Annotated in this window: 16 protein-coding genes and 1 riboswitch; of the genes, 12 read left to right on the top strand and 4 right to left on the bottom strand. The window is 45.9% G+C overall.

Annotated elements, in window-relative coordinates; genetic code table 11:
- Positions 1-107 precede the first annotated feature (107 nt).
- From M2444_RS20890 to M2444_RS20880, 3 genes are all read left to right on the top strand, one after another.
- Positions 108-2,072, top strand: coding sequence for a heavy metal translocating P-type ATPase (locus M2444_RS20890; RefSeq protein ID WP_348536929.1), 1,965 nt, complete (start codon positions 108-110; stop codon positions 2,070-2,072).
- 156 nt (positions 2,073-2,228) lie between these two features.
- Positions 2,229-3,170 carry a thioredoxin-disulfide reductase gene (gene trxB, locus M2444_RS20885; protein WP_042191901.1) on the top strand — a complete coding sequence of 314 codons (942 nt, stop codon included), beginning with the start codon at positions 2,229-2,231 and terminating at the stop codon, positions 3,168-3,170.
- 68 nt (positions 3,171-3,238) lie between these two features.
- Positions 3,239-3,472 carry a glutaredoxin family protein gene (locus M2444_RS20880; RefSeq protein WP_094870993.1) on the top strand — a complete coding sequence of 78 codons (234 nt, stop codon included), beginning with the start codon at positions 3,239-3,241 and terminating at the stop codon, positions 3,470-3,472.
- A 146-nt stretch (positions 3,473-3,618) separates the two neighbouring features.
- On the opposite strand, the gene M2444_RS20875 is transcribed toward M2444_RS20880, so the two are convergent.
- Both M2444_RS20875 and M2444_RS20870 read right to left on the bottom strand, forming a co-directional pair.
- Positions 3,619-3,819: a hypothetical protein gene (locus M2444_RS20875; protein ID WP_094870992.1), complete on the bottom strand. Its 201-nt coding sequence runs from the start codon at positions 3,817-3,819 to the stop codon at positions 3,619-3,621.
- Positions 3,820-4,030: 211 nt separating this feature from the next.
- Entirely contained in the window at positions 4,031-5,191 is a 1,161-nt protein-coding gene (locus M2444_RS20870) for an ROK family protein (protein ID WP_280787927.1), read from the bottom strand.
- Positions 5,192-5,566: 375 nt separating this feature from the next.
- On the opposite strand from M2444_RS20870, the gene xylA reads away from it, so the two are divergent.
- The 9 genes from xylA to M2444_RS20825 all read left to right on the top strand — a co-directional run bounded on the left by xylA (position 5,567) and on the right by M2444_RS20825 (position 20,470).
- A complete protein-coding gene (gene xylA / locus M2444_RS20865; RefSeq protein WP_094870989.1) occupies positions 5,567-6,883 on the top strand; it encodes a xylose isomerase in 1,317 nt (438 codons plus the stop codon).
- A gap of 401 nt (positions 6,884-7,284) precedes the next feature.
- Entirely contained in the window at positions 7,285-8,781 is a 1,497-nt protein-coding gene (gene xylB / locus M2444_RS20860; protein WP_280787926.1) for a xylulokinase, read from the top strand.
- Positions 8,782-8,964: 183 nt separating this feature from the next.
- The gene (locus M2444_RS20855) at positions 8,965-10,752 is read left to right on the top strand and encodes a sensor histidine kinase (protein ID WP_094870985.1); all 1,788 of its coding nucleotides are present in this window, start codon (positions 8,965-8,967) and stop codon (positions 10,750-10,752) included.
- Positions 10,749-12,290 (top strand): response regulator transcription factor, encoded by a 1,542-nt coding sequence (locus M2444_RS20850; protein ID WP_094870984.1) that lies wholly within the window; start codon positions 10,749-10,751, stop codon positions 12,288-12,290. The genes M2444_RS20855 and M2444_RS20850 overlap by 4 nt, the downstream gene beginning before the upstream one ends.
- Positions 12,291-12,893: 603 nt before the next feature.
- Positions 12,894-13,829: an ABC transporter permease gene (locus M2444_RS20845; RefSeq protein WP_256989940.1), complete on the top strand. Its 936-nt coding sequence runs from the start codon at positions 12,894-12,896 to the stop codon at positions 13,827-13,829.
- A gap of 64 nt (positions 13,830-13,893) precedes the next feature.
- Entirely contained in the window at positions 13,894-14,799 is a 906-nt protein-coding gene (locus M2444_RS20840; protein WP_094872458.1) for a carbohydrate ABC transporter permease, read from the top strand.
- 145 nt (positions 14,800-14,944) lie between these two features.
- Positions 14,945-16,702: an ABC transporter substrate-binding protein gene (locus tag M2444_RS20835; RefSeq protein ID WP_094872456.1), complete on the top strand. Its 1,758-nt coding sequence runs from the start codon at positions 14,945-14,947 to the stop codon at positions 16,700-16,702.
- A 115-nt stretch (positions 16,703-16,817) separates the two neighbouring features.
- Positions 16,818-19,190 (top strand): glycoside hydrolase family 95 protein, encoded by a 2,373-nt coding sequence (locus M2444_RS20830; RefSeq protein WP_280787925.1) that lies wholly within the window; start codon positions 16,818-16,820, stop codon positions 19,188-19,190.
- Between the two features lie 140 nt (positions 19,191-19,330).
- Positions 19,331-20,470 carry a transglutaminase domain-containing protein gene (locus M2444_RS20825; protein ID WP_094877869.1) on the top strand — a complete coding sequence of 380 codons (1,140 nt, stop codon included), beginning with the start codon at positions 19,331-19,333 and terminating at the stop codon, positions 20,468-20,470.
- 409 nt (positions 20,471-20,879) lie between these two features.
- On the opposite strand, the gene M2444_RS20820 is transcribed toward M2444_RS20825, so the two are convergent.
- Both M2444_RS20820 and M2444_RS20815 read right to left on the bottom strand, forming a co-directional pair.
- Complete coding sequence (locus tag M2444_RS20820) at positions 20,880-22,358, bottom strand: amino acid permease (protein ID WP_373455899.1); 1,479 nt, start codon at positions 22,356-22,358, stop codon at positions 20,880-20,882.
- A 180-nt stretch (positions 22,359-22,538) separates the two neighbouring features.
- Positions 22,539-22,744: riboswitch (Lysine riboswitch) on the bottom strand.
- A gap of 103 nt (positions 22,745-22,847) precedes the next feature.
- Entirely contained in the window at positions 22,848-23,984 is a 1,137-nt protein-coding gene (locus M2444_RS20815; protein ID WP_094877867.1) for a virulence factor, read from the bottom strand.
- Between the last annotated feature and the right edge of the window lie 163 nt (positions 23,985-24,147).

The following is a 24,147-nucleotide window of genomic DNA, read 5'->3' as shown; positions in this document are numbered from 1 at the left end:
AAAACAAAGCTACACAAAACAAAGCGTAAGCTTACGAAGAGAGTTTTGTTTCGAAGAGAAATCAAATGAAGTTAAGCTTCACAAAACTTTAAAGGACGGCGATTATTATGCAAGCAACATCAAAACATTTACCCAAGCAGTCATCTATCTCTGGCAGTATGAAGAAGCCAGGCGCTCCAAAGCGTCGGTTCGATCCGCGTGCCATGCTCAGAAATTCTGAAATGCAGGCTGCTCTGGGCAGCGGACTGCTAATGCTTTTTGCTTGGTCAGTTGGTGGATGGTCAGAGTTTCTTTCCATAACACTCTATATCATTTCTTATACGATTGGTGGCTGGAACAAAGCGAAGGAAGGCGTAGAGACGCTCGTCAAAGAACGAGATCTCGATGTAAACCTATTAATGATTGCAGCCGCACTGGGCGCAGCCTCTATTGGGTACTGGAATGAAGGAGCTATGCTTATTTTCATTTTTGCACTCAGTGGAGCATTAGAGAGCTATACGATGGAACGTAGTAAAAAGGATATTTCCTCGCTGATGGCACTCAAGCCGGCCACGGCTATGCGCATTGAAAAAGGAAGTATGAATGAGGTCAATATCGACCAGCTGGTGATCGGAGATCTGTTGCTTGTGCGCCCGGGAGATTTGATTCCTGCAGACGGTAAAGTATATCGGGGGGAATCGGCAGTAGATCAGGCTTCCATTACGGGAGAATCGGTTCCTGTAGAGAAACGTGCTGGTAGCGAAGTTTTTGCAGGCACTGTGAATGGAGAAGGTCCCCTTTATATTGAGGTAACGAAAGCAGCTGAGAATACCCTTTTTGCTAAAATCATCAAAATGGTAGAAGAGGCAGAAACGGAAGTTCCAAACTCGCAGCGTTTTATTAAAAGACTAGAAGCCATCTATGCACGGGTTGTCGTTGCCTCGACAGTGGCACTGATTATACTTCCACCGTTTTTGCTGGACTGGAGCTGGAGCGCAACTTTCTATAAAGCGATGGTCTTTCTAGTAGTAGCATCACCTTGCGCTTTGGTCTCTTCCATAATGCCGGCGATGCTGTCAGCCATCTCCAAAAGTGCGCGAAAAGGGGTTCTGTTTAAAGGCGGGGTCCATTTGGAAAATATGGCACGTACAACGGTTGTGGCATTCGATAAGACAGGGACGCTTACAGAGGGAACTCCTCAGGTAACTGATTTTATTGCAGGTGAAGGCTACAGTCGGCACGAGTTGCTAACGGTTAGCGCATCCATTGAGCATATGTCCCGCCATCCACTGGCGGAAGCGATTGTGCGTAAAGCGGAAGAGGAAGGTTTAGAGCTACAGGGAGTAGAGGACAGTAAGACCATCACAGGCTGGGGAATTGAAGGTCAAATCGACGGACGTCTTTGGAGAATCGGAAAGTCTAATTTGCTCGATGAGCTGGCTCCATCTGCTATGAATCCTGAACTAGAGCATTGGAAACTTAAGAGGCAGCAGTTGGCTGAAGAAGGAAAGACGGTCTCCATCATTCTGGACGGTGAGCAAATTGCCGGAATGATTGCTTTGCAGGATACGGTTCGTCCACAAGCAGAAGCCGCAGTGCGGAAGCTGCACGAACTTGGGATTAAAGTAGCCATGCTTACAGGTGACCGTGAGGCTACGGCTCAGGTTATTGCAGGTACAACTGGCGTAGATATGGTATTTGCCGATCTATTACCAGAGGATAAAGTGAAGCATATCAAGGCATTGCGTGAAAAGTATGGTCACGTCGTTATGGTAGGTGATGGTGTGAATGATGCACCAGCTTTGGCGACAGCTACCGTAGGCATGGGTATGGGCATGAAAGGGAGCGGAGCAGCACTCGAAATAGCCGATGTAGTGCTAATGAATGATAATATAGAAGAGATTGCTTCCACGATATCATTGGCACGCCGTTCACAGCGTATTGTGAAACAAAATATGATCTTTGCTGTGACTGTGATCGCAGTGCTTATGATCAGCAACTTTGTGCAAGGAATTGCCCTTCCTTTTGGCGTGATAGGTCATGAAGGCAGTACAATATTAGTGATTCTAAATGGACTAAGATTATTGAGATAATATTTCTTGAAATTAAATTGTTCACAAAATAGTTTCGGGACTTGGGAGTCTGGCATATTGACATATTTGCTTTCAGTTATCATAATTAACACTACATTATAATTATTTTAAATAAGAAGCGACGTCATTGCCGTTTAGCTCAAGGAGGACATAGATATGTATAAATCAATAATTGTTGGTACTGGACCGGCAGGATTAACCGCCGCTATCTATTTGGCTCGTGCCAATTTGAACCCACTAGTAATCGAAGGACCCCAACCCGGTGGACAATTAACCACAACTACAGAAGTGGAGAATTTCCCTGGATTTCCTGAAGGAATCATGGGCCCTGACTTGATGGATAATATGCGTAAACAAGCTGAACGTTTTGGTGCGGAATTCCGTACGGGCTGGGTGAACAGTGTAGAACTTGGAGAGCGTCCTTTTAAGCTGAATGTTGAAGGAATGGGTGTTCTTACTACAGATACATTGATCATTTCCACAGGCGCTACAGCAAAATACCTCGGTATCCCAGGGGAGCAAGATAACGTGGGACGTGGTGTTAGCACTTGCGCTACCTGTGACGGATTTTTCTTCCGTAATAAAGAAATCGTGGTTGTTGGCGGTGGAGATTCGGCACTTGAGGAAGCGGGTTTCTTGACTCGTTTTGCTTCCAAAGTGACTTTGGTACACCGTCGTGGAGAATTGCGTGCTTCGAAGATCATGCAGGATCGCGTACGCGCAAATGTTAAAGTAGACTGGAACTTGAACCGTACTCCTTTGGAAGTGACTTCGAGCGAAAGAGGCGTCAATGGACTAAAAGTGCTTAACAATGAGACTGGAGAAGAAGAAATCATCGAAGCAAGCGGTGTGTTTGTTGCGATTGGTCACCATCCTAATACCTCTTTCTTAGGTGGACAAATCACAACCAATGCGGATGGCTATATCATGACGAACCCAGGCACTTCCGAAACTAATATCCCAGGCGTCTTCGCATGTGGTGATGTGCAGGATACTCGTTACAGACAAGCGATTACTGCAGCAGGTAGTGGATGTATGGCAGCTATGGATGCTGAGAAATATATCGAAAGCTTGGAGCACAGTGCAGTCATTCTATAATTGGGTTTGAAAAGCCTTCAATGCTACATTGATATCATCACTGTATATCTTTTATAGGAGGTCATATCATGGAGAAAGTAATTGTATATACCTCAACAAATTGCCCGCATTGCCGTCAGGTGAAGAGCTTTTTAAGCGAAAAAGGCGTATCCTACGAAGAACGCAATGTCGAGCAGAGCGATGATTTTGCGCAGCAAGTATGGGACATGGGCGTGAGAGCTATTCCTGTAACTGTAATCGGTGAGCATAAAATTGTTGGCATGAACAAAACGCAGTTCGACAAAGCACTTTCAACTGTTTAATTAAATAAGATTTCCGCAAGGGAATTGTAATAGACCGCTTCCGGTCTGGAGGCGGTCTTTTTTGTTGTGAGCTTTTAGCATATAAAAAATAGTCTGACGCATCTGTGCGCAGACTATTTTTATGAAAGTAGATCTAGAAGTAGAATTTAGGTTTGAGTGAAAGATGTAATGATCTGAAATAGCGCGTATACAGCAACCCCGCTGCCAATAAGAATAAATCCTGATTTCTTTTTAGCTTGAAAAAAACGGAGCACACCGAGGCTGATCAAAGGGGCAATAATGAGCAGAAAAAGCAACACAGTGATGAACATCTGTGCCGAGATATCAGACGTATCAACATAGGTCATGGACTCGCTCTCCATTTCAAAAAAGGGGTTGTAGTGATAAATGTCACACTAGCTTGACCTTTATTATATAGGATTTCTGTTCCTTTTACTGCACTTTTGATTCACTCAAATGCGTCAATTTTACGTCAATTATTTCAAAATATAAGAATGTATATGTTCCACGCTATAAATTATTCTTATATTTCTCACATAAAACGCCTACCGTTATGGACTATAGAGTCACTCGAATGTCGCCCAGGAAATGCATAACAGCAGAGAAACCTGCGCCGATCATCGTTCCACGGCTGCCGAGCTTAGAGAATGTAATTTCGAGTTGCTGCTTATGGTAAGGAAGAGTACGCTCAGCTACAACCCGGCGCAGCGGTTCGCCTAGCCATTCTTCAGCCTCAGACAATGCCCCACCAATCACAATAAGCTCGGGATTGAAGCTATTGATTAGATTGGTCACCCCGATACCGAGATATTCGCCCATCGTTGAGAAGTGATGCAGAGCGTCTTCTTGCCCGCTGGCTGCATATCGAACCAGCTCTGGCGTAGTATGGGCAGGGAGGGAGAGATCGGGATTATCATAAGTTCTCTCAGAAGCATATAACTCCCAACAGCCACGACTCCCGCAACTGCAAGGCTTGCCTTGTGCTTCAATCGTCATATGTCCGGTTTCGCCGGCATATCCTCTTGCACCCTTGTATAGCTCTCCACCAATAATAATTCCAGATCCAATCCCTGATCCCGCACTGATGTAAAGGAGATGCCTTACCTCTCGTGCCGCACCAAAGTTGAGTTCACCCTGTGCACCTGCGTTCGCTTCGTTATCAATGGTGACAGGAACTGAAAATTCAGCTTCCAGTATCGCTCGCAGCTCGACCATTTCCCAGCCAAGGTTGGGAGCGAAGAGTACAACACCATTTTCATCCACCATGCCGGGGACACCTACTCCGATACCGACGATACCGTAAGGGGATTCTGGAGCATTGATAATCAAGCTTGAGATAAGTTTTTTCATTTGTTCCAGAACGTAAGGGAAATCATGGTTTTCTAAGGAGAAATCGCTTTCGTAAAGAATGCCCCCGCTCAGATCACATAAGACCGCTGTTAGTTGCTTTACCCGCAATTCTATGCCGATTACACTACCAGCCATCGTGTTGAAATGCAGCATTAATGGTTTGCGGCCACCGCTTGATTCCCCAGGTCCGACTTCAGTTACCAATTCTTGCGTGCACAGCTCGGCTACCAGATTGGACACAGTAGCTTTATTCAGTCCGGTCATCTCTGAGACCTTCGCGCGCGAGAGTGGAGAGTGTTTTCGAATGGTATGTAGTACAATCGATTTATTTATTTTTTTGACCAGTGCTTGGTCTCCAGTAACCTTCACAAATCACACATCCTTCTTAAATTATAAGAAAGTATAAGCTTCACGGTATACTTTCTCCTTATAATTCTCGCATAAACGCTTACCGTCCTTAAAAGGACGCTAAAGGCGTTTTAGCTTGGCATTGTTCCCATTTGTTATATGCCACTTAGTCTAGAGTGATGTGCTGGAAATTGCAATACATAGCGTCTAGAGGGAAATTTCCAACAGGGCTCTCCTATATTTGGGAAGCGGAGAGAGGAGGCTAGATAGAGTCAAAAAAATGGATATAAAAAACTTTTCAAAACTTTGTTTAACCAATATACAAAGTCCGAAAGATGTGTTAAGATGATCCTGTAAACGCTTGCGGGCGAAGCACAAATTGAGGAGGATTACACAATGGCTTATTTTGAGACAGTGAACAAAATCTCTTACGAGGGAAGCCGTTCCACCAACCCTTTCGCATTTAAATTCTACAATCCTAAAGAAGTCGTAGCCGGCAAAACTATGGAAGAGCATCTGAAATTTGCAATGGCTTATTGGCATACATTAACTGCTGGCGGTTCTGATCCGTTTGGCGCTGAAACAGCAATTCGCAGCTGGAACAAATTGAACGGTCTGGACAAAGCTAAGGCTCGCGCTGAAGCATCATTTGAATTTATGGACAAGATGGATCTGCCTTACTTCTGCTTCCATGATGTAGATATCGCACCTGAAGGCGCATCTTTGCGTGAATTCTATAGCAACATCGACACTATCGTTGATATCCTAGAACAAGGCATGAAGACTTCCGGCAAGAAATTGTTGTGGAATACAGCTAATATGTTCACTAACCCACGTTACATGCACGGTGCAGGTTCTACACCTAATGCTGATGTTTTTGCACACGCAGCAGCACAAGTGAAGAAAGGTTTGGAAGTAGGTAAACGTTTGGGCGCTAGCAACTATGTATTCTGGGGCGGTCGTGAAGGTTACGAAGAATTGCTGAATACAGATATGGGTCTTGAACAAGACAACATTGCTCGTCTGTTCAGCATGGCTGTAGATTACGCTAAGGAAATCGGCTTTGACGGTCAATTCCTGATCGAGCCTAAACCAAAAGAGCCTACGAAACATCAATATGATTTTGATGCAGCAACAACGATCTCATTCTTACAAAAATACAACCTCGACAAGCACTTCAAGCTGAACCTAGAAGCTAACCATGCTACACTTGCAGGTCATACCTTTGAACATGAGCTTCGTGTAGCTCGTATCAACGGCATGCTTGGATCGCTTGATGCCAACCAAGGGGATACATTGCTCGGATGGGATACTGATGAATTCCCAGTGAACATCTACGATGCAACACTCACACTGTATGAAGTACTCAAGAATGATGGTCTTGGCAAAGGCGGAATCAACTTTGACTCTAAAGTACGTCGTCCTTCCTTCGAGCCTGAGGATCTGTTCTTAGCACATATCGCTGGTATGGATACTTATGCAAAAGGCTTGAAAGTAGCTGCTAAATTGATCGAAGACCGCGTATTCGAAGATTTCGTCGACAAACGCTACAGCAGCTTCAATGAAGGTGTTGGTGCGGATATCGTGTCCGGCAAAGCAACTCTGGCTTCTTTGGCTGAATATGCTTTGAACAATGAGAACCCACGTCCTAACCAATCCGGACGTCAAGAATACCTGAGAGCTACACTTAACCAATACATCTTGGCTGAGTAGTGCTTATAGGGAGCTTAAGGCATACGCCTTGAGCGCATTATGAACAAATGCAACGGGGGTTGCTGAAGAGAGCATTCTTCGGCAGTCCCCTTTTTGTTCAAAGAAATTCTAGAAACGCTCACAAAACTAAGTGGATGCTTACGAAGCGAGTTTTATTCGATGTAGTTCAACGTAGTAAGCGCTCATAAATCTAAGCGGATGCTTACGAAGCGAGTTTTGTTCGAAGTAATTCAATGAAGCCTATGCTCACAAAACTAAAGCCGATGCTTACGAAGCGAGTTTTGTTCGAAGTAATTCAATGAAGCCTATGCTCACAAAACTAAAGCCGATGCTTACGAAGTGAGTTTTGTTCGAAGTAATTCAATGAAGCCTATGCTCACAAAACTTTTAGGAGGTCAAAAATGAAATACGTTATAGGTGTAGATTTGGGCACTAGCGCAGTGAAGACTGTTTTAGTGGACCCACAAGGCAAGGTGGCTTTTGAGCATTCCGAGTCCTACCCGCTAAGCAGACCACAGCCAAACTGGAGCGAACAAAATCCTGAGGACTGGGTAAAAGGCACGCTAGTCAGTCTTCGTCGCTTGATTGAAGTATCAGGCATAGACCCATCACAAGTTGACGGTCTTAGCTTCTCCGGGCAAATGCACGGATTAGTTCTGGTCGATAAGGACGGACAAGTGCTTCGTCCGGCCATTCTTTGGAATGATACACGTACTACTGCACAGTGCAGAAGAATAGAGAAGACGCTCGGAGCAAAGCTTATTGAGGTTGCTAGAAACCGTGCGCTGGAAGGCTTCACACTCCCTAAAATTCTATGGGTACAAGAGAATGAACCTGAGGTATTATCACAAGCGCATCAGTTCCTGTTGCCCAAAGACTATGTGCGTCTCCGGTTGACCGGTGATTATGCGATGGATTATTCCGATGCTGCAGGAACGCTTCTATTAGATGTAGGTTCTAAAACTTGGAGTGCTGAAATTGCTGAAGCTTTTGAACTGCCGATTTCCCTTTGTCCTAGACTGGTAGAGTCCTTTGAACAGACAGGAACGTTATTGCCGGATATTGCGGAAGCATCAGGTCTTTTATCATCCACAAAGGTATTTGCTGGTGGCGCGGATAATGCATGCGGCGCACTCGGAGCGGGTGTCCTTGGTGAAGGACGGACGATGTGCAGTATTGGTACATCGGGTGTGGTCCTTTCCTATGAGAGCAATAAAGATTTAAACCTCGAAGGCAAAGTCCATTTCTTCAACCATGGTGAAAAGGATGCCTACTATATTATGGGCGTTACTCTTGCGGCTGGGCATAGCCTTACATGGTTCAAAGAAACCTTTGCGGCGGACAAGAGCTTTGATGAATTGCTAAGTGGAGTGTCCTCCATTCCAGCGGGTAGCGGCGGACTGCTCTTTACACCTTATATCGTAGGGGAACGTACACCTCATCCAGATGCGAATATTCGTGGAAGCTTTATTGGTATGGATTCAGGGCATACGTTGACTCATTTTACACGTTCCGTATTAGAAGGCATTACCTTTTCGCTACGTGAATCTATCGAGATTGTACGTGATTCAGGCAAAGAGATTACAGAAATCATTGCGATCGGTGGCGGGGCTAAAAATGAGGCCTGGCTCCAGATGCAAGCAGATATTTTCAATGCATCCATCGTGAAGCTTGAAAGTGAGCAAGGTCCGGCTATGGGAGCAGCGATGTTGGCAGCTTACGGTAGCGGCTGGTTCACTTCTCTTAGTGCATGTGCAGAAGCTTTCATCCGTCCTGCGGATGTATATAAACCAGATCCGAAGCAAGCGGCAATCTATGACGGCTTATTTAACCTCTATCAGGAAGTCTACGGTCAGACCCGTGAACTGAATAACAAGCTGGCAGCATACCGCCAATAAATAAGGACGCCGAAGGGATTATGCTTGATATGTCTGATAAAAAAGGTCTTTCGCATATGGCGGAGGACCTTTTTATGAACATGAAGTTGTTGCCGTACTTATTTTTCTTCTGTAAAGTATGGGTATCTCTAGGCAGAGATAAGCTCTGCATGAGGTAGTGAAGGTTTCGGGGGGCGGAAGGCCATGTTCCAATGGATGGTTAGGCTGTTGAATGACATCAAAATCCGCAATAAGCTGTTGCTTGCTTTTTTACTCACCACGTTACTTCCGGTATTACTGGTAGGCGGGTATCTTACGTTTGAGATGAGAACCATGGCGTTTCAGAGCGCACTGGAACAAGCTTCAATCAACGTGGATCGGGTAAAAAAAAGAACGGAGGAAGTCATCGGTGTATCTCAAGATATTGCATATCGATTGAGTAATGATGCACGGTTAAAAAGACTTGCCATTCGTCAGTATGTTAGCACTTATGATGTGGTGGAAGCTTACCGCGATTACTCGGATATGCGTGAGTACCTTAGGTTGTATAAAGATATATCTAACATTCGTTTATACACTGACAATGCTACGCTCCTTAACAACTGGGAGCTGATCAATCCTTCTCCTGCAATTAAGGAGAGTGAGTGGTATCAGAGAGCACAGCGGTACGATAGCTTTGTCGGTTGGGAATATATCGAAGATGAGCGTGATAAGCGGAATTATTTAAGTCTTGTTCGCAAAATCGAGCTGGAGGGCTCCAGCAAAATCGGTGTTCTCGTTATTAATGTGAACAGTCAGCAGCTTGCATCCATACTAAGCCAGGAGTCTTTCGATACGATGATCGTCGATGATCAGGACAATATCATTGCAGCGAACCGGAAAGATCGAACAGGTAAAAAGCTAGCGGATGTTTCTTTTGACACCAAGCTCTTGGGCCAGGGGAGTGGAAGCTATGAAGCAGTAGTAGATGGTGAAGCCTCCAAAATTGTGATCGAGGAGCTTAAACCACAATCTAGCCGAAATGCACTACGAATTATATCTGTCTTTTCCATTGAAAGTATTGTGAAAGAACCCAATCAAGTGATTAAGCTTTCGATTACTGTAGTTGCGATAAGTGTTCTTCTAGCCTTTTTAATTATATATAGCTTCTCTTCGTTGTTCTCACGACGATTGCTGCATTTAAGCAGACATATTAACCGAGTCAGTACCGGGGATTTTGATACGACATTAAAAATTGATGGCAAGGATGAAATCGCCCTGTTAGCTCGTCAATTCAATTCCATGGTGCGTAGCGTTAATGATTTGATGTATGAGGTACAGGAATCCAATGCTCAGAACCGTCTTTTAGAACAGAAACAGAATGATATACGATTCAAAATGCTGGCAAGCCAGATTAACCCTCATTTCTTGTTTAATGCATTAGAAGCGATTCGAATGGAAGCTCACATGAAAGGGCAAGTGGAAATTGCTCGCGTAGTACGTCTTTTGGGTAAAATGATGCGCAGTAGCCTGGAGGTAGGACGAAGTAAAGTTTTGCTTAGTCAGGAATTAGAAGTGGTACGCTGTTACTTGGATATTCAGCAATTCCGTTATGAGGAGAGGTTGAAATATCAATTTACCGTAGACCCTGCCGTTGAAACCCTTTACATGCCTCCACTCCTTATTCAGCCGCTTGTCGAGAACGCAGTAATCCATGGACTGGATAATACGATGGAGGGAGCATTTGTGACGGTGGAAGTTATACAAGTTGGAGATCATGCTAAATTTACGATTACAGATAATGGAGTGGGGATATCTCCAATTAAGCTGGAGGAATTACAGAACACCCTTGAGCGCCAGGAAGAGCGTGAAGGTGAGCGAATTGGCCTTCGTAATGTCCATGACCGGCTAAAACTATCTTATGGCGCAGAGTATGGGCTAACGATTGAGAGTAAACCTAATGTAGGAACGGTTATTTTCTTCTGCATACCAATGGAGGACAACAATCTATGATAAAAGTGATGATTGTCGATGATGAGCCGAAGCTGCGGGAAGGACTGCGGAGTCTAATCCCATGGGAGAGACTCGGTTATACGGTGGTAGCTACAGCAGCTAATGGCTTGCAAGCACTTGAAAAGTATCATACCTTCTACCCGGAGCTGATCGTTGCTGATATTCGTATGCCTGGAATGGATGGTCTAGAAATGATTAGTGAGCTTCGAAAAGAAGGCTCAGAAAGTCATGTGCTTATTCTAAGTGGTCATGCGGATTTTGAATATGCTAAGCGGGCGATTGGTTATCGGATTGACGGTTATTTGCTGAAGCCAGTGGATGAGGATGAGATGATCGTATGTCTGGAACAGCTACATGAAACGATCGAGCAGGAGCAGCGGTTCAGTGACTGGAATGAGGAGGAGCCCGCTCGCAATAGAGAAACTTTACTTCGTGCGCTTCTGCAGCCAACTTCAGAGGAAGAACTGGAGGAGGACCTTAGCAGACATGCGGATGCGCTAGGACTCGATCAGGGGAATTATGAAGTCATTCTCATTGCGTTAAGAAAAACAGCTGGTGCAAATGATGAGGATCTCCGGGGAATCAAAATAGTAATGGAACAGTATTTTAGTAATCATCCTAATGCTTCTTTCTTTACGTTATCCCAGTATTTGGGCATTCTCATGAAGGATCCGGACCAGAGCACAAGCAAACGGGAAGAATTATATGAGGGGTTATCTGCAGTGATAGAACCAAAGGGTTACGACTTCATTGCAGTAACGGGGGGAGTAGTACCTCGGCCTGAAATGGCGGGAGAATCGTTTAATTCAGCACGTGAACTAATAAGACGCGCCTTCTTCTTCAAGAAGGGGATCATCATCAGTGCAGATCCTTCAGGGTTTCTGGTGGAGATGAAAGAGGAGAGTGAAGACGCGCAAGAGACAGAGAGTCGTCTGCTGCTTGCGGTAGAGACAGGAAGTCTTGGCGCGATCCGACCGATCGTGCAGACCATCTGTGCTGAGCTTGTATCTGCAGGCAGCGACGAATTGCGAATTAAAGAGACCTTTGTGAGACTCCTTAGTACTGTGCTGGCCCGTCTGGAGCCTACGTATCCGGAAATACGTAGCTATGCAGCAGAGCATTCCCCTCCAATAGGGGAGCTATATCAAAGTTATTATTTATCTGATCTTCAGGATCAAGCTGTCTCATTTCTCGAAGAAATTGCGGGTCAGATGACCAGTGGGCGTGGAAATGAAATAAAGAAGATCATAGAAATAATCAACCGCCGCTACAATGAGAACCTAAAGCTAGAGACCTTGTCCGAGTTGTTTTGTTACAACAGCGCTTATCTCGGCAAAATGTTCAAGAACACGACAGGGGAATATTTTAATACGTACGTGGACAAAGTGCGGATTGAGAAGGCTAAGGAATTTCTGACGCAAGGGATGAAAGTATACGAGGTGGCCGAGAAGGTAGGATATATGAACCCTGATTATTTCAATGCTAAGTTCCGTAAATATGTAGGAATCTCACCAACTTCTTATCGAAAAAGCATCTAAGGATGGTGTGGTGTTCTTGTCTTGTCTGTTATACCCGTGGCTGAGTTCAGGTGGTTTTCCGAACTTCAGTCCACGGGTCTTTTTTTTGTTTTCCCTACTCCCACCAATTGTACGTGGTGAAGTATTAATGCAGTTAAATAGATACCTGGTTAAGCTTATGCAGGCGGAGATATAATGCATTTTCTTTTGATTTCGGTTCAATGAAATCTGCTGGAAAAGGAGTGAAGAGGAATATTTGGAACTGTAGAAGCGGAGCGCTCGCCTTTATCCTCGGATTTCTACCGCGAGAAGCGGTTCATATCAGGAAATCTGAGGATAACAGCGATCGGAAGTCCAAATATTCCGCGTAGCGACTAACATCCAGGTGAGTGTTTCCAGAAGTCCAATCCAAAGAATAATGCAGACGCCAGCAGCATTAGCCCCCCTGTGTCGATGAGCCGAAATGAGAATTCACCCCGGACAAAAATCTCTAATTTTCACCTGATTTTAAGTCGAATTTATAGGGTACTGCAATCGCTTACAAAGTTTTAGAATTATGACATAGAGAGGAGGGGCTTTATGAAAGCGGACACAGTAACTGCTCAAATCCCGCCGGACACCCGAATGCGCAACAAAAAGCCTGCTTCAGGAGGACGGTTTTGGAGAAGCTTTAAGAATCAAAAGTATTTGTGGATGATGTCGATACCTTTTGTCATCTGGGCATTCGTTTTCAGTTATCTCCCCTTATGGGGCTGGACGATGGCTTTTCAAAAGTACAAGCCCGCACGTGGCTTTTTTGAACAAGAATGGGTAGGTTTTGAACACTTTAAGACACTGTTCAGTGACTCGCAATTCCTTCTGGCGCTGCGTAATACGCTGGCGATGAGTGGAATGGGTCTCATCGCAGGCTTTATCTTTCCGATAACGTTTGCAATATTGCTAAACGAAGTTCGCCTCGGATTTTTTAAACGATTTGCTCAGACGGTCTCGTATTTGCCCCACTTTGTATCTTGGGTGGTTGCAGCGGGGATTGTAACTAAAATGTTATCTAGTGAAAATGGTCTTGTAAACGATCTCTTGTTAACAATTGGATTTATAGACTCACCTATTCAGTTCATGGCTCAGGGCCATCTCTTCTGGGGAATCGTTACTTTATCAGATGTGTGGAAAGAAACCGGGTGGAATGCGATTATCTACCTTGCAGCTATCTCGGGTATCGGACCTGAACTGTACGAAGCGGCCCGGGTAGACGGAGCCAGCAGGCTCCGCCAAGTATGGCATATTACCCTTCCAGGTATCCGGCCGACTATTACAGTGCTACTCATTATGTCGATTGGTAATTTGCTGAATATCGGCTTTGAGAAGCAATTCTTGCTTGGAAACAACCTCGTTACCGATTATTCTCAGGTGCTGGATCTGTACTCTCTGAAATACGGACTAGGCATGGCGAGATATTCCTACGGTACCGCGATCAATATATTCAACTCAGTGATCAGTGTAATCCTGCTGTTTACGATTAATGGAATCTTCAAGCGTACAACTAAAGAGAGCCTTCTGTAACACAGAAGACCTTCTACCAATCGTGGCTGCAATATTGCCCTTTTCATGAAAGGAGAGCGTTACAGTGGGGAACACAGCTATTACCGGAAAGTCGTGGTCAGACCGGATCTTTGACTTCATAGTGTACTTCGTAGTACTGTTCGTGGTTGTAATCACGATCTATCCGTTTCTGAATGTGCTTGCGATCTCGCTGAATGATTCAGTGGATAGTGTGCGCGGCGGTATCACCATTTATCCCCGGGAATTTACCTGGGACAATTACTTGAAAATCTTCAGTTTCGCAGGGCTGATGACAGGGTTCAAAATATCCGCTTTGCGGACAGTCATCGGTACTTTGTTCGGACTGATCAGTGCCTCGATGCTAGCATTTACGATCAGTCGTCCTGACTTTGCAGGCCGCAAGTTCGTCTCCACATTCTTGGCGATGACCATGTATATCTCTGGAGGGATGATTCCAATATACATGCTGATCAAGGATCTGCACATGATGAACAGCTTTGCAGTCTACGTATTGCCTGGATTAGTTAGTGCTTTTAATGTCTTCGTTATCCGCTCCTTTATTGACGGTCTGCCGTATGCACTGCAGGAATCGGCGAAACTGGATGGAGCGAATGATTTTACCATTTACTGGCGTGTCATCCTGCCGCTGATGAAGCCGGCTCTAGCAACAATCGCGCTGTTCCTGGCGGTAGGTCAATGGAATGCATGGTTTGATACGTATTTGTATAATGGTTCAAGCCCTCAGCTGACGACATTGCAATATGAACTGATGAAGGTTCTGCAGAGTACAACCAGTGGTAATGGTGGCGATTACCGCTCCAACATTGCTTCTCTAGCTTCGAATCAGGTCTCGCCAGAGTCTATCAAGATGGCGATTACGATTGTCGTAACCGTACCAATTTTGTTGGTGTATCCGTTCATTCAGAAGTACTTTGTTCAAGGTATGACACTTGGTGCTGTGAAGAGCTAATCACAGCTACAGGGGAGCTTAGTCTCCCCTGCACTTTAATTGTGTTTTGTATCCGTTTTCTTTTCCTGTGGGAAGTTTTGGGATAAGTATTAACAGGATTTATCTGTGATACGATAGATAAACAATTTTAAGGAGGGTTTATGTAATGGGGAATAATAGAAAAATAAAAGCTAAAGCAACTGCACTTACACTCACTTCTATTATGATGCTCGGCATGCTCGCAGGTTGTGGTGGAAATAACGGCAATAACGCAGCTGGAGATGCAGCTAAAAATGCAACAAATAAGGGTAATGCGGCTAATTCGGCCAATGCGGTTGAGGATACTTCTCCGCTCACGATGACTTTCTTCAGTGCTGACCCTAACCCGAACTGGACAGGCATGCAAGACGAAGTTGGTAAAGTGATTACGGAAAAAACAGGAGTTACCTTGAATGCTGAATACGCGGTTGGTGACCCTGCTCAAAAAGTAGCGTTGATCGCAGCGAGCGGTGATTATCCGGATCTGATCAGTGCCAAGACCGACGTAAGCAAGCTGGTGGATGCAGGCGCAATGCTTGATCTGACAGATCTGATTGAAAAATATGCTCCGAACATCAAAAAAGTATTAGGCGAAGAAGGCATGAAACGCTCACGCTACAGTGATGATGACCACGCGATTTATGCTATTCCTACGTATGCAGGTGTGGATAACAAATACTTTGATGCTGGTGGCGGATTTGAACTACAGCATCGTGCTGTTAAAGAAGCGGGATATCCTGTAATTAAAACGGTCCAAGATTATGAGAACGTAATCAAGGCTTACCTGGAAAAACATCCCACCGATGAAAATGGTAACAAAAACATCGGTCTGACCCTAAATGCAGATGATTGGTACATGTACATTACAGTAACTAACCCAGCATTCACTACTACAGGCTCTCCTGATGATGGTGAATATGCAATCGATATCGACACACAAGAGGTAACTTATCACTTCCGTCGTCCTGCTGAGAAAGAATATTTCCGCTGGCTCAACCATATGAATGATATCGGATTGCTTGACCCGGAAAGCTTCGTTCAAAAGTATGATCAGTACAAAGCTAAAATCGCTACCGGCCGTGTTATTGGTTTGATTGACCAAGACTGGGGTTATGGCGATGGAGAAAGAGCATTGAAAGCTGAAGGTAAGCTGGATCAAGGATACGGTCACTATCCAGTAACCCTGTCTGAAGAGTACAAAGAAACTTCCTTCTGGCCTACAGGCTTTATGGGTGGTAACGGTATTGGGATCAGTGTAGATGCTAAAGATCCAGTACGTGCCATTAAATTCTTGGACTACTTAGCATCCGATGAAGGTCAAGTATTGGTTAACTGGGGTATTGAAGGCAAGCATTATAACGTAGTTGACGGCAAACGTGTCATTCCTGAAGATGTGAACAACCGCAAATATAATGACACTACCAATTTCCAAAAAGAAACAGGACTTGGCAATGTCGGATCAAACTATGCTCTGCTTAGCGCTCACTATGGTGACGGCGTATTGGACCCAACTGGAAATTACTATACAACTCGTTTCCCTGAGCAAGTAACTGTAGGCTACAATGCAGTTGAAAAAGAAACACTTGCTGCTTATAAAGCAACAACTTGGAAAGACCTCTTCCCAAATGAAGATGAATTCAAAGTTAAACCTTGGGGCGCGGCATGGAACATCACGATTCCTGGGGATAGTGAAATTGTCGTTCTCGACAACAAGCTGAAGGATATCAGTTGGAAACGGATTCCTGAAGCCATCTTGTCCAAACCAGCTGATTTCGACAAAGTTTGGGATGCTTATATGGCTGAACTGGATAAAGCTGACGTGACGAAAGCTGAAGATTTACGTGAAGAGCTGGTTAAACAACGCGTGAAACTTTGGAATGAGTAATTACTGAATCGCGGCTAATAAAATAAAAGCATGAAGATGGCGGGAAGTCCGAACGAAAGTCCGGGCTTCCCGCCGATTTCTTTTCATCTGTAATTACAGGATAGGAGGAATATACGTGGGAGAAGGTAAGAACACTGGGCGGCATGATCTCTGGTATAAGCAGCCGGCGGCTGTATGGGAAGAGGCAATGCCAGTCGGTAACGGCCGTCTGGGCGGCATGGTCTTTGGCGGAACGGAAGAAGAACTGATTCAACTAAATGAAGACACCTTATGGTCGGGCTTTCCACGGGATACAGCTAATTATGAGGCGCTGCGTCATTTGGCTCCGGCCAAACATTTAGTGGCAGAGGGGGAATACAAGAAAGCGGAAGCACTGGTAGATTCCAAGATGTTAGGCAGACGGACTGAATCCTATCAACCGCTCGGAGACTTGCGAATGAAGTTCAATCTTGGCAGTCCTATAGAGGATTATCAGAGGGAGCTTGATTTGAATCAAGCGCTTGCTACGGTATCCTATACTGCTGGGGATGTAAGGATTGTGCGCGAAGTTTTGGCCAGCAGACCAGATGAACTTATAGTCATTCATATCCATGCAGAGGGGAGAAAGGGTGTGGGCATTCTACCGGATTTCTCGGTGGCTCTGACTTCGCCGCATCCTTCTCGAACAGAGATTACTCCTGACGGTATGCTGATAATGACCGGTCGTGCCCCGTCGCATGTTGCTGATAATTATGTAGGAGATCATCCGCGTGCTGTATTATACGAAGAGGGTCTCGGCATAAGTTTTGCCGCTGCAATGGAGATCCGTACAGATGGCGGTAATTGTAGAGCTGAGAACGGTATATTGTCGGTTTCAGGTGCGCGCTCCATTACGATCCGTCTAGCTGCAGCAACCGATTTTGCCGGGTATGACCGGATGCCAGGAAGCGGCGGTAAGCTACCTTCGGAGTTGTGCCTAGAGCAATTGGCTTTATCTTCTACTGGATATGCGAAGCTGAAGCAGCGCCATCTAGAGGATCATCAGTCCTTGTTCCGCCGCGTGGAGTTGACGCTTGCATCTTCGTCCTCCCGGATAGAGCTTCCCACGGATGAGCGACTAAAACGGTACCAGGAGGGGCAGGCAGATTCTGCGCTAGAAGCGCTGCTGTTCCAGTATGGCCGGTACCTGATGATTGCTGGCTCACGGCCGGGTACACAAGCTCTGAATCTGCAAGGGATCTGGAATCCCTATCTCCAGCCGCCATGGAACAGTAATTATACGACCAATATAAACACTGAAATGAATTATTGGCCAGCCGAGTTATGCGGGTTGGGTGAATGCGATGAACCTTTAATCGATTTTATTACTGAACTTAGTGTGGCTGGCAGTCGTACAGCAAATATTCATTATGGCGCACGTGGCTGGACGGTGCATCATAATACAGATTTGTGGCGTATGACATCTCCGTCAGACGGCAAGGCGATGTGGGCATTTTGGCCAATGGGAGGCGTTTGGCTCTCTCGCCATTTATGGGAACGTTACGCTTTCCGTCCAGACGAGGAATATTTGCGCAACACAGCTTTTCCTTTGTTAAAGGGAGCCGCATTATTTTGTCTGGATTGGCTGGTAGAGCTGCCTGATGGAAGATGGACAACGGGTCTGTCTACGTCACCGGAGAATGTATTCTTGACTGCTGATGGCAAGCCATGCAGTGTTTCAGCTGGCTCAGCTATGGATTTATCGCTGATCGATGAGCTGTTCAAGCATTGCATTCGGGCTGCTGAGATTTTGAATACCGATGCCCAGCTGAGGCAGGAGCTGAGTCAGAAACAGGAACGACTCGCTCATCCTGGGATTGCACCGGACGGACGTATTCGTGAATGGAGTGAGGATTTTGCTGAACAAGAGCCTGGGCACCGCCATGTCTCTCATTTGTATGATTTATATCCCGGAAATGTAATTAGTCCTTCCTCCACACCAGAGCTAGCGGAGGCAGCAGCGTTAACGCTTAAGAAGCGCTTGGAAGGCGGGGGTGGACACACGGGCTGGAGTGCAGCCTGGCTGCTTAATCTATATGCACGTTTGAAGGATGGAGGGAGTGCGTATAGCTGTTTACGTCGTATTTTGCAAGATTCAAGTCTGCCGAATTTATTCGGTAATCACCCTCCATTTCAGATTGACGGTAACTTCGGAACTACGGCCGGAATTGCTGAAATGCTCTTGCAGAGTCATCAGGAAGGGCTTGAATTATTACCGGCTCTTCCAGAAGAATGGTCTGATGGTAGTGTGAAAGGCTTAGTAGCACGTGGCGGCTTTATCACAAATATAGAATGGCGTGAAGGACGCTTAATGAAGGCGGAGCTGACCTCGACTCATGGTCAAATCTGCAGAATTTATAGTCACCAGCCTTTGCTCATTCAAAGTTCTGATGGTTCACGAATAGGGCTAGAGATGGAATTTGAAACCGTAATAGGAGAGACCTATATCATTACACCACAAAGCGAATAAAACACATCGTTCTAGCATATAGGCTGTTCTCAGAGTAGAATTATTCTACAGGGAGCAGTCTTTTTTTGCCTAAACGCTCATTATCTATTAAATGGTAGGGTTCGTTATAAGACTATAGGAGCCGGAGGAACGGAATATATATGTGGAAAAAACGCTTTACATTAGTAAAGATCATTCTGGGAGGAGTGATTATATTCGCTGCTATTCCACCGATGATTTATTGGGGCTGGGGTCATGCTTATGCGGCTTCGAGTTCACCCACCCTTCGTTCTGTAAATGAAGTAGCGCAGAAGCTAACGGGTGCAATGAACAACCGAAGGGAGACCATTACTTTTACTTATGAGAGCAAAGGTTCAAATTTGAAAACGAAAATACAAGCGGCCCTGGATCAAGCGATGGCTAGTGACCCTTATTTGTATTACATTATAGACAGCTACGGATATACTTATCGAGGAAGCGCAAGCTCTGTAAAAGTTACGGTGGAAGTGAAATATTTGGAGACGCTGGAGCAGACGGCTTTTGTGAACAAAGAAGTGAAGGCTGCGCTGAAGAAGATCATAACGCCGGGCATGAACAATCATCAGAAGGTGAAGGCGATCCATGACTGGGTTGTGCTTCATCTGAAATATGATACTTCGTATCGTAAATATACGGCTTATGAAGGATTGAAGAGTGGCAGCGCCGTTTGCCAAGGGTATTCGCTGTTGACCTATAAGCTGTTAAAGGAAGCTGGATTCACGAATAAAATCGTTGAGGGTACAGCAAAGCAGCCGGGAGGACGTAGTCAGTTGCATGCCTGGAATCTAGTATTATTAGATGGACGGTGGTATCATCTCGACACGACTTGGGATGACCCGACACCGGATAAGGCTGGCGTTATTAGTACGGCGTACTACATGAGGACAGATGCACAGATGCGTCAGGATCATAGCTGGACGAAATCCTATCCGGCAGCGTCGGTAGGTTATCATAAGACCTTGTCTGCACTTGTGGAGCGTGGAGGACAGAGTGCAGCTGTGTATAAAAAGCTTCAGAAGGATCTCAATTATGAGCTATATGCCGAGGAGCTAATTGTACGTTCGGTAGGAGATCTGACTCGGCTAGCGAATAAGGCAATGGCCTCCGGTGAGGTGTCTATATTATTCCGCTATCATGGAAGTGGAGCACAGCTTAAGAATGACCTGCAGGAGCTATATAAGCTTGGACTAGAGGATGTATCTTACTCCAGTTCTGCTTTTGACAATACGGGCGACCTCAAAGTGTTTGTGACTTGGGAATAGAAGGATATAAGAAAGGGACATCCCATAAGCCTGAATGGCTGCGGGAGATCCCTTTTTGTTTTTTTTACGGGTTCTTATTCGCGAATCTCTTTGTATATTACTTCAATGATGCCTATAATCTGAAGCGCTGATTAACAATTAGGGAAAATCTCCCTGAAATTCACCTGATTTGTTGGTAAATATAGAACTCAACCCAATTATTAGGGAGAAATCCCCTAATTCCATTCAATTTAAGAGCTTTCTATCTATCTTTAGGGCGATTTTCCCTAATTACTTTCACATAGCTTAGCTGCAGTGAACGCCAAAAATGAAGGAGCTAAGCGTTGAGAGACTGCTAGGCTCCTTCATTTGCATTCTAACAATGTTTTACTACTCAGATTGCTCAAAACAGCCACTTTTTCAAGTCATTTTATTCTGGGTGAGTACTAAGATCGCATTTATCCAAAGGAATAATACTGCTCTTTCGGAACCAGCGATAGCCGAACCAGATTAAGAGAAACAGCGGTAAGCTGATATAAGAAACGGCGATACCATACCAGTCGATCGTTCCACCTGTGAAGGCGCCCATATTCTGACCGAGTATAGCTACAATACAAAGTGCTAAGGCAAAAATAGGTCCGAATGGGAACCATCTGGCCCGGTAAGGTAGTTCATCTAGGGAATGGCCTTGTGCTATAAAGGCACGTCTGAAGCGGTAGTGGCAGACTGCAATGCCTAGCCAGTTAATAAATCCGCACATCCCAGAGGCGTTCAGTAGCCAGTTATATACGGCACCATCACCAAAGAATGAAGCAAGAAAGGCGAGCATTCCGACAGCCGTAGTTACTAGCAAAGCGCCAACAGGGACACCACGGCGATTAAGCTTGCCCAGTGCGCGTGGAGCCATTCCATCCTTAGCCATTGCATACAGGACACGGGTGGAAGCATACATTCCAGAGTTCCCTGCCGACAGTACAGAGCTGAGAATGACGGCATTCATTACGGATGCAGCAATGGCAAGCCCGGCTTTATTGAACACGATCGTAAACGGACTGACTCCGATGTCATCGATGCCACCACGCAGCAGATCTGGATTCGTATAAGGAATCAACATTCCGATTACAAATATAGCAAGGATATAAAAGATTAATATACGCCAGAATACTTGGCGGATCGCAATGGGGACGTTGCGGCGTGGATTCTCGCTCTCACCCGCAGCAACGCCGATTAGCTCGGTACCCTGGAAGGAGAATCCGGCTGCCATAAATACCCCGACGAAGGCAAAGAAGCCACCGTTGAAGGAACTGCCCCCCATTTGGAAGTTACTGAAGCCTACAGCTTTTCCACCCATAATGCCGAATATCATGAGCACCCCGACAATAAGGAAGGCGATAACGGTAATGATTTTGATAATAGCAAACCAATATTCTGATTCCCCATAGCCACGAGCAGATAGGAAATTCAGACCGAACATCAGTAGAAGGAACACCAGACTCCAGAGGAAGGAAGGACTGTCCGGGAACCAATATTTGATGATGAGGGTAGCCGCTGATAGCTCTGCTGCAATCGTAACCGCCCAGTTATACCAGAAGTTCCAACCGATGGCGAAACCAAAGCCAGGGCTGACAAAACGAGTGCCGTAGGTACTGAAGGACCCGGAGTCCGGTAAATAGGTGGCGAGCTCTCCAAGACTAGTCATGAGAAAATAAACCATTACACCTACAGCCGTATAAGCCAGAAGGGCTCCACCAGGTCCTGCTGAAGCGATCGCGCCGCCACTGGCTAGAAACAGACCCGTCCCAATAGATCCGCCTAGTGCGATCATGGTCAAATGTCTTGCTTTGAACGATTTTTTAAGCGCAGGCTGATTCATGTTGCCTTGCGCTGGGTTGTGCTGATTGCCCTGCATGAATATGACACTCCTTATGATCTAATCTTACTGTTCATGAACGGGGAGCGCTGAGCTGCTTACTCCCGCAATGCGGGAGGTATACTTCGATGATGCACGAAACATACAAATTCTGTAAACGCAAAGAAGCCGCAAACTATGTCTGCGGCTTCCATCTATACAGCTCCGCATCATACTCCCTGTGAAGATAGCGCAACACACTGCAGTCTGCTACTTACGCAGGCTGTACAATGTGACAGTTCCGTGCCTTTCGGCAACGGCCCCAGCCTGCACCGCTGTAAGAGCTACAGCGCAAGCTTCGGCGGATATTCCTTTCGGCGTGATTCATAGACGGCTCTAACGTCTCCACACGCGTACTTTTTATATCCGCGACCTCTACCTCATCTTAGTATGACGAGGCTATCTTTACTTCATTCATTTATAAACAACAGGAATTAGTATAAAGCAAGTTTACTTCTCAAAGCAATGACAAAATCAGGTACTTCCGTGTTAATTACGGCGGCGCTCTGACATCTGTTGCCATACAGTGCCTGCTGCGGCTTCACCTGAGGCGATACGTTCCAAAGCCATCTTGGCTTGAAGGCCAACCTCGAACTCTGGATCATCCGCTGCAAGTGTGAGCGCATCTTGAGCTTCAGATGTGCCAACTTCGTAGAGAAAACGAGCTGCGCGCCAGCGGACAAGCTTGCTCTTATCCGTTAGTGCTGCCGTCATCACTGGCGTGGCGGCAGGATCGCCGATGTCGGATAGCGTATCGCCAGCCGTACGTCTTACGGCTGGGGCGCTGTCAGCCATCGCCTCATAGAGCAGCTCCATCGCCTCAGGTGTGCGAAGGTCGCCTAGATACACGACAGCAAGCCTGCGAATATGCAGCTTGGGATCGTGTAGCGCTGCCTTAAGCTCCGGCAGGAGCTCCGCCGTCGGCGTAAGATCCTCGAGCGCGGCGTAGCGCACGCGCCAATCCTCATGCTTCAGGTCTCGCAGCAGCTCATCCTGCGTGCGAGTTCGTCTCTGCTCGACGAACTCACCTTCGGCTCCGTGCGCAATAGCTTGCTGCACGAGTGAGTCGAGGCGTTCCTGCGGATACGCTGCCTCGATTTCTTGCTCGACCTCGCGCGCAATGTCCGCGGGCTCGCCATAACGCACGCCGTAATCGGTGAGCTTGCGCTCTTTGATCATCACGGCGCTAGCCACATCCATAACCGCTTTAGTAAAGCGGTTAGCTAAGGATATGCGCTCTTCATTCGCGCCTGTTTTTACGCGGATTTGCATCGGAATTCCGCGGAACAATTGGACGAAGACTTGCGCTTCCCCAAAATGCGCACCGGCATTCTCGTCAGCCAGACTCCAATCTCCAGTTAATCCTTCGTTGCTCCCGAAGCGGCTTTGAACTTCCCTTAGAATGGCCGCCCAATCGGCGTTGCCTTTGCGCTCAAGTGCTGCAAAGTCAGCGGCATGATAAATGCTAGTAACGCCCGGTATCGTTAACATTTCACGTGCCCAAGCAGGTGCGGAACGCTCACTTTCTGGCGTATAGGTTTTGCGAATTCCGGGTTCTAAACTTTCGTCCAAATGTAGCTTCATCGTATTTGGACTTGGAGTCGGTTCAATAAAAGTAATCTTCATACGTAGCTCCCCCTTGAACGGTATATGCACCGCCATACTTTATACACATATTATCTCATTTCTGGCGTGAAACCAAAAGAACTCTTCTATTATTTCGCTAAAGTCTGCCATTGTGAGGAATAAAAGGGCGAACCTTTATCATGCTATTTGTATATTTTGCAAA

The sequence above is a fragment of the Paenibacillus sp. PastF-3 genome, from assembly GCF_029893135.1.
In the GTDB taxonomy this organism is placed as follows: Bacteria; Bacillota; Bacilli; order Paenibacillales; family Paenibacillaceae; genus Paenibacillus_AQ; species Paenibacillus_AQ nitricinens.
The sequence above is the reverse complement of the archived record's forward strand: the minus strand, read 5'-3'. Positions and strand labels throughout refer to the sequence as shown.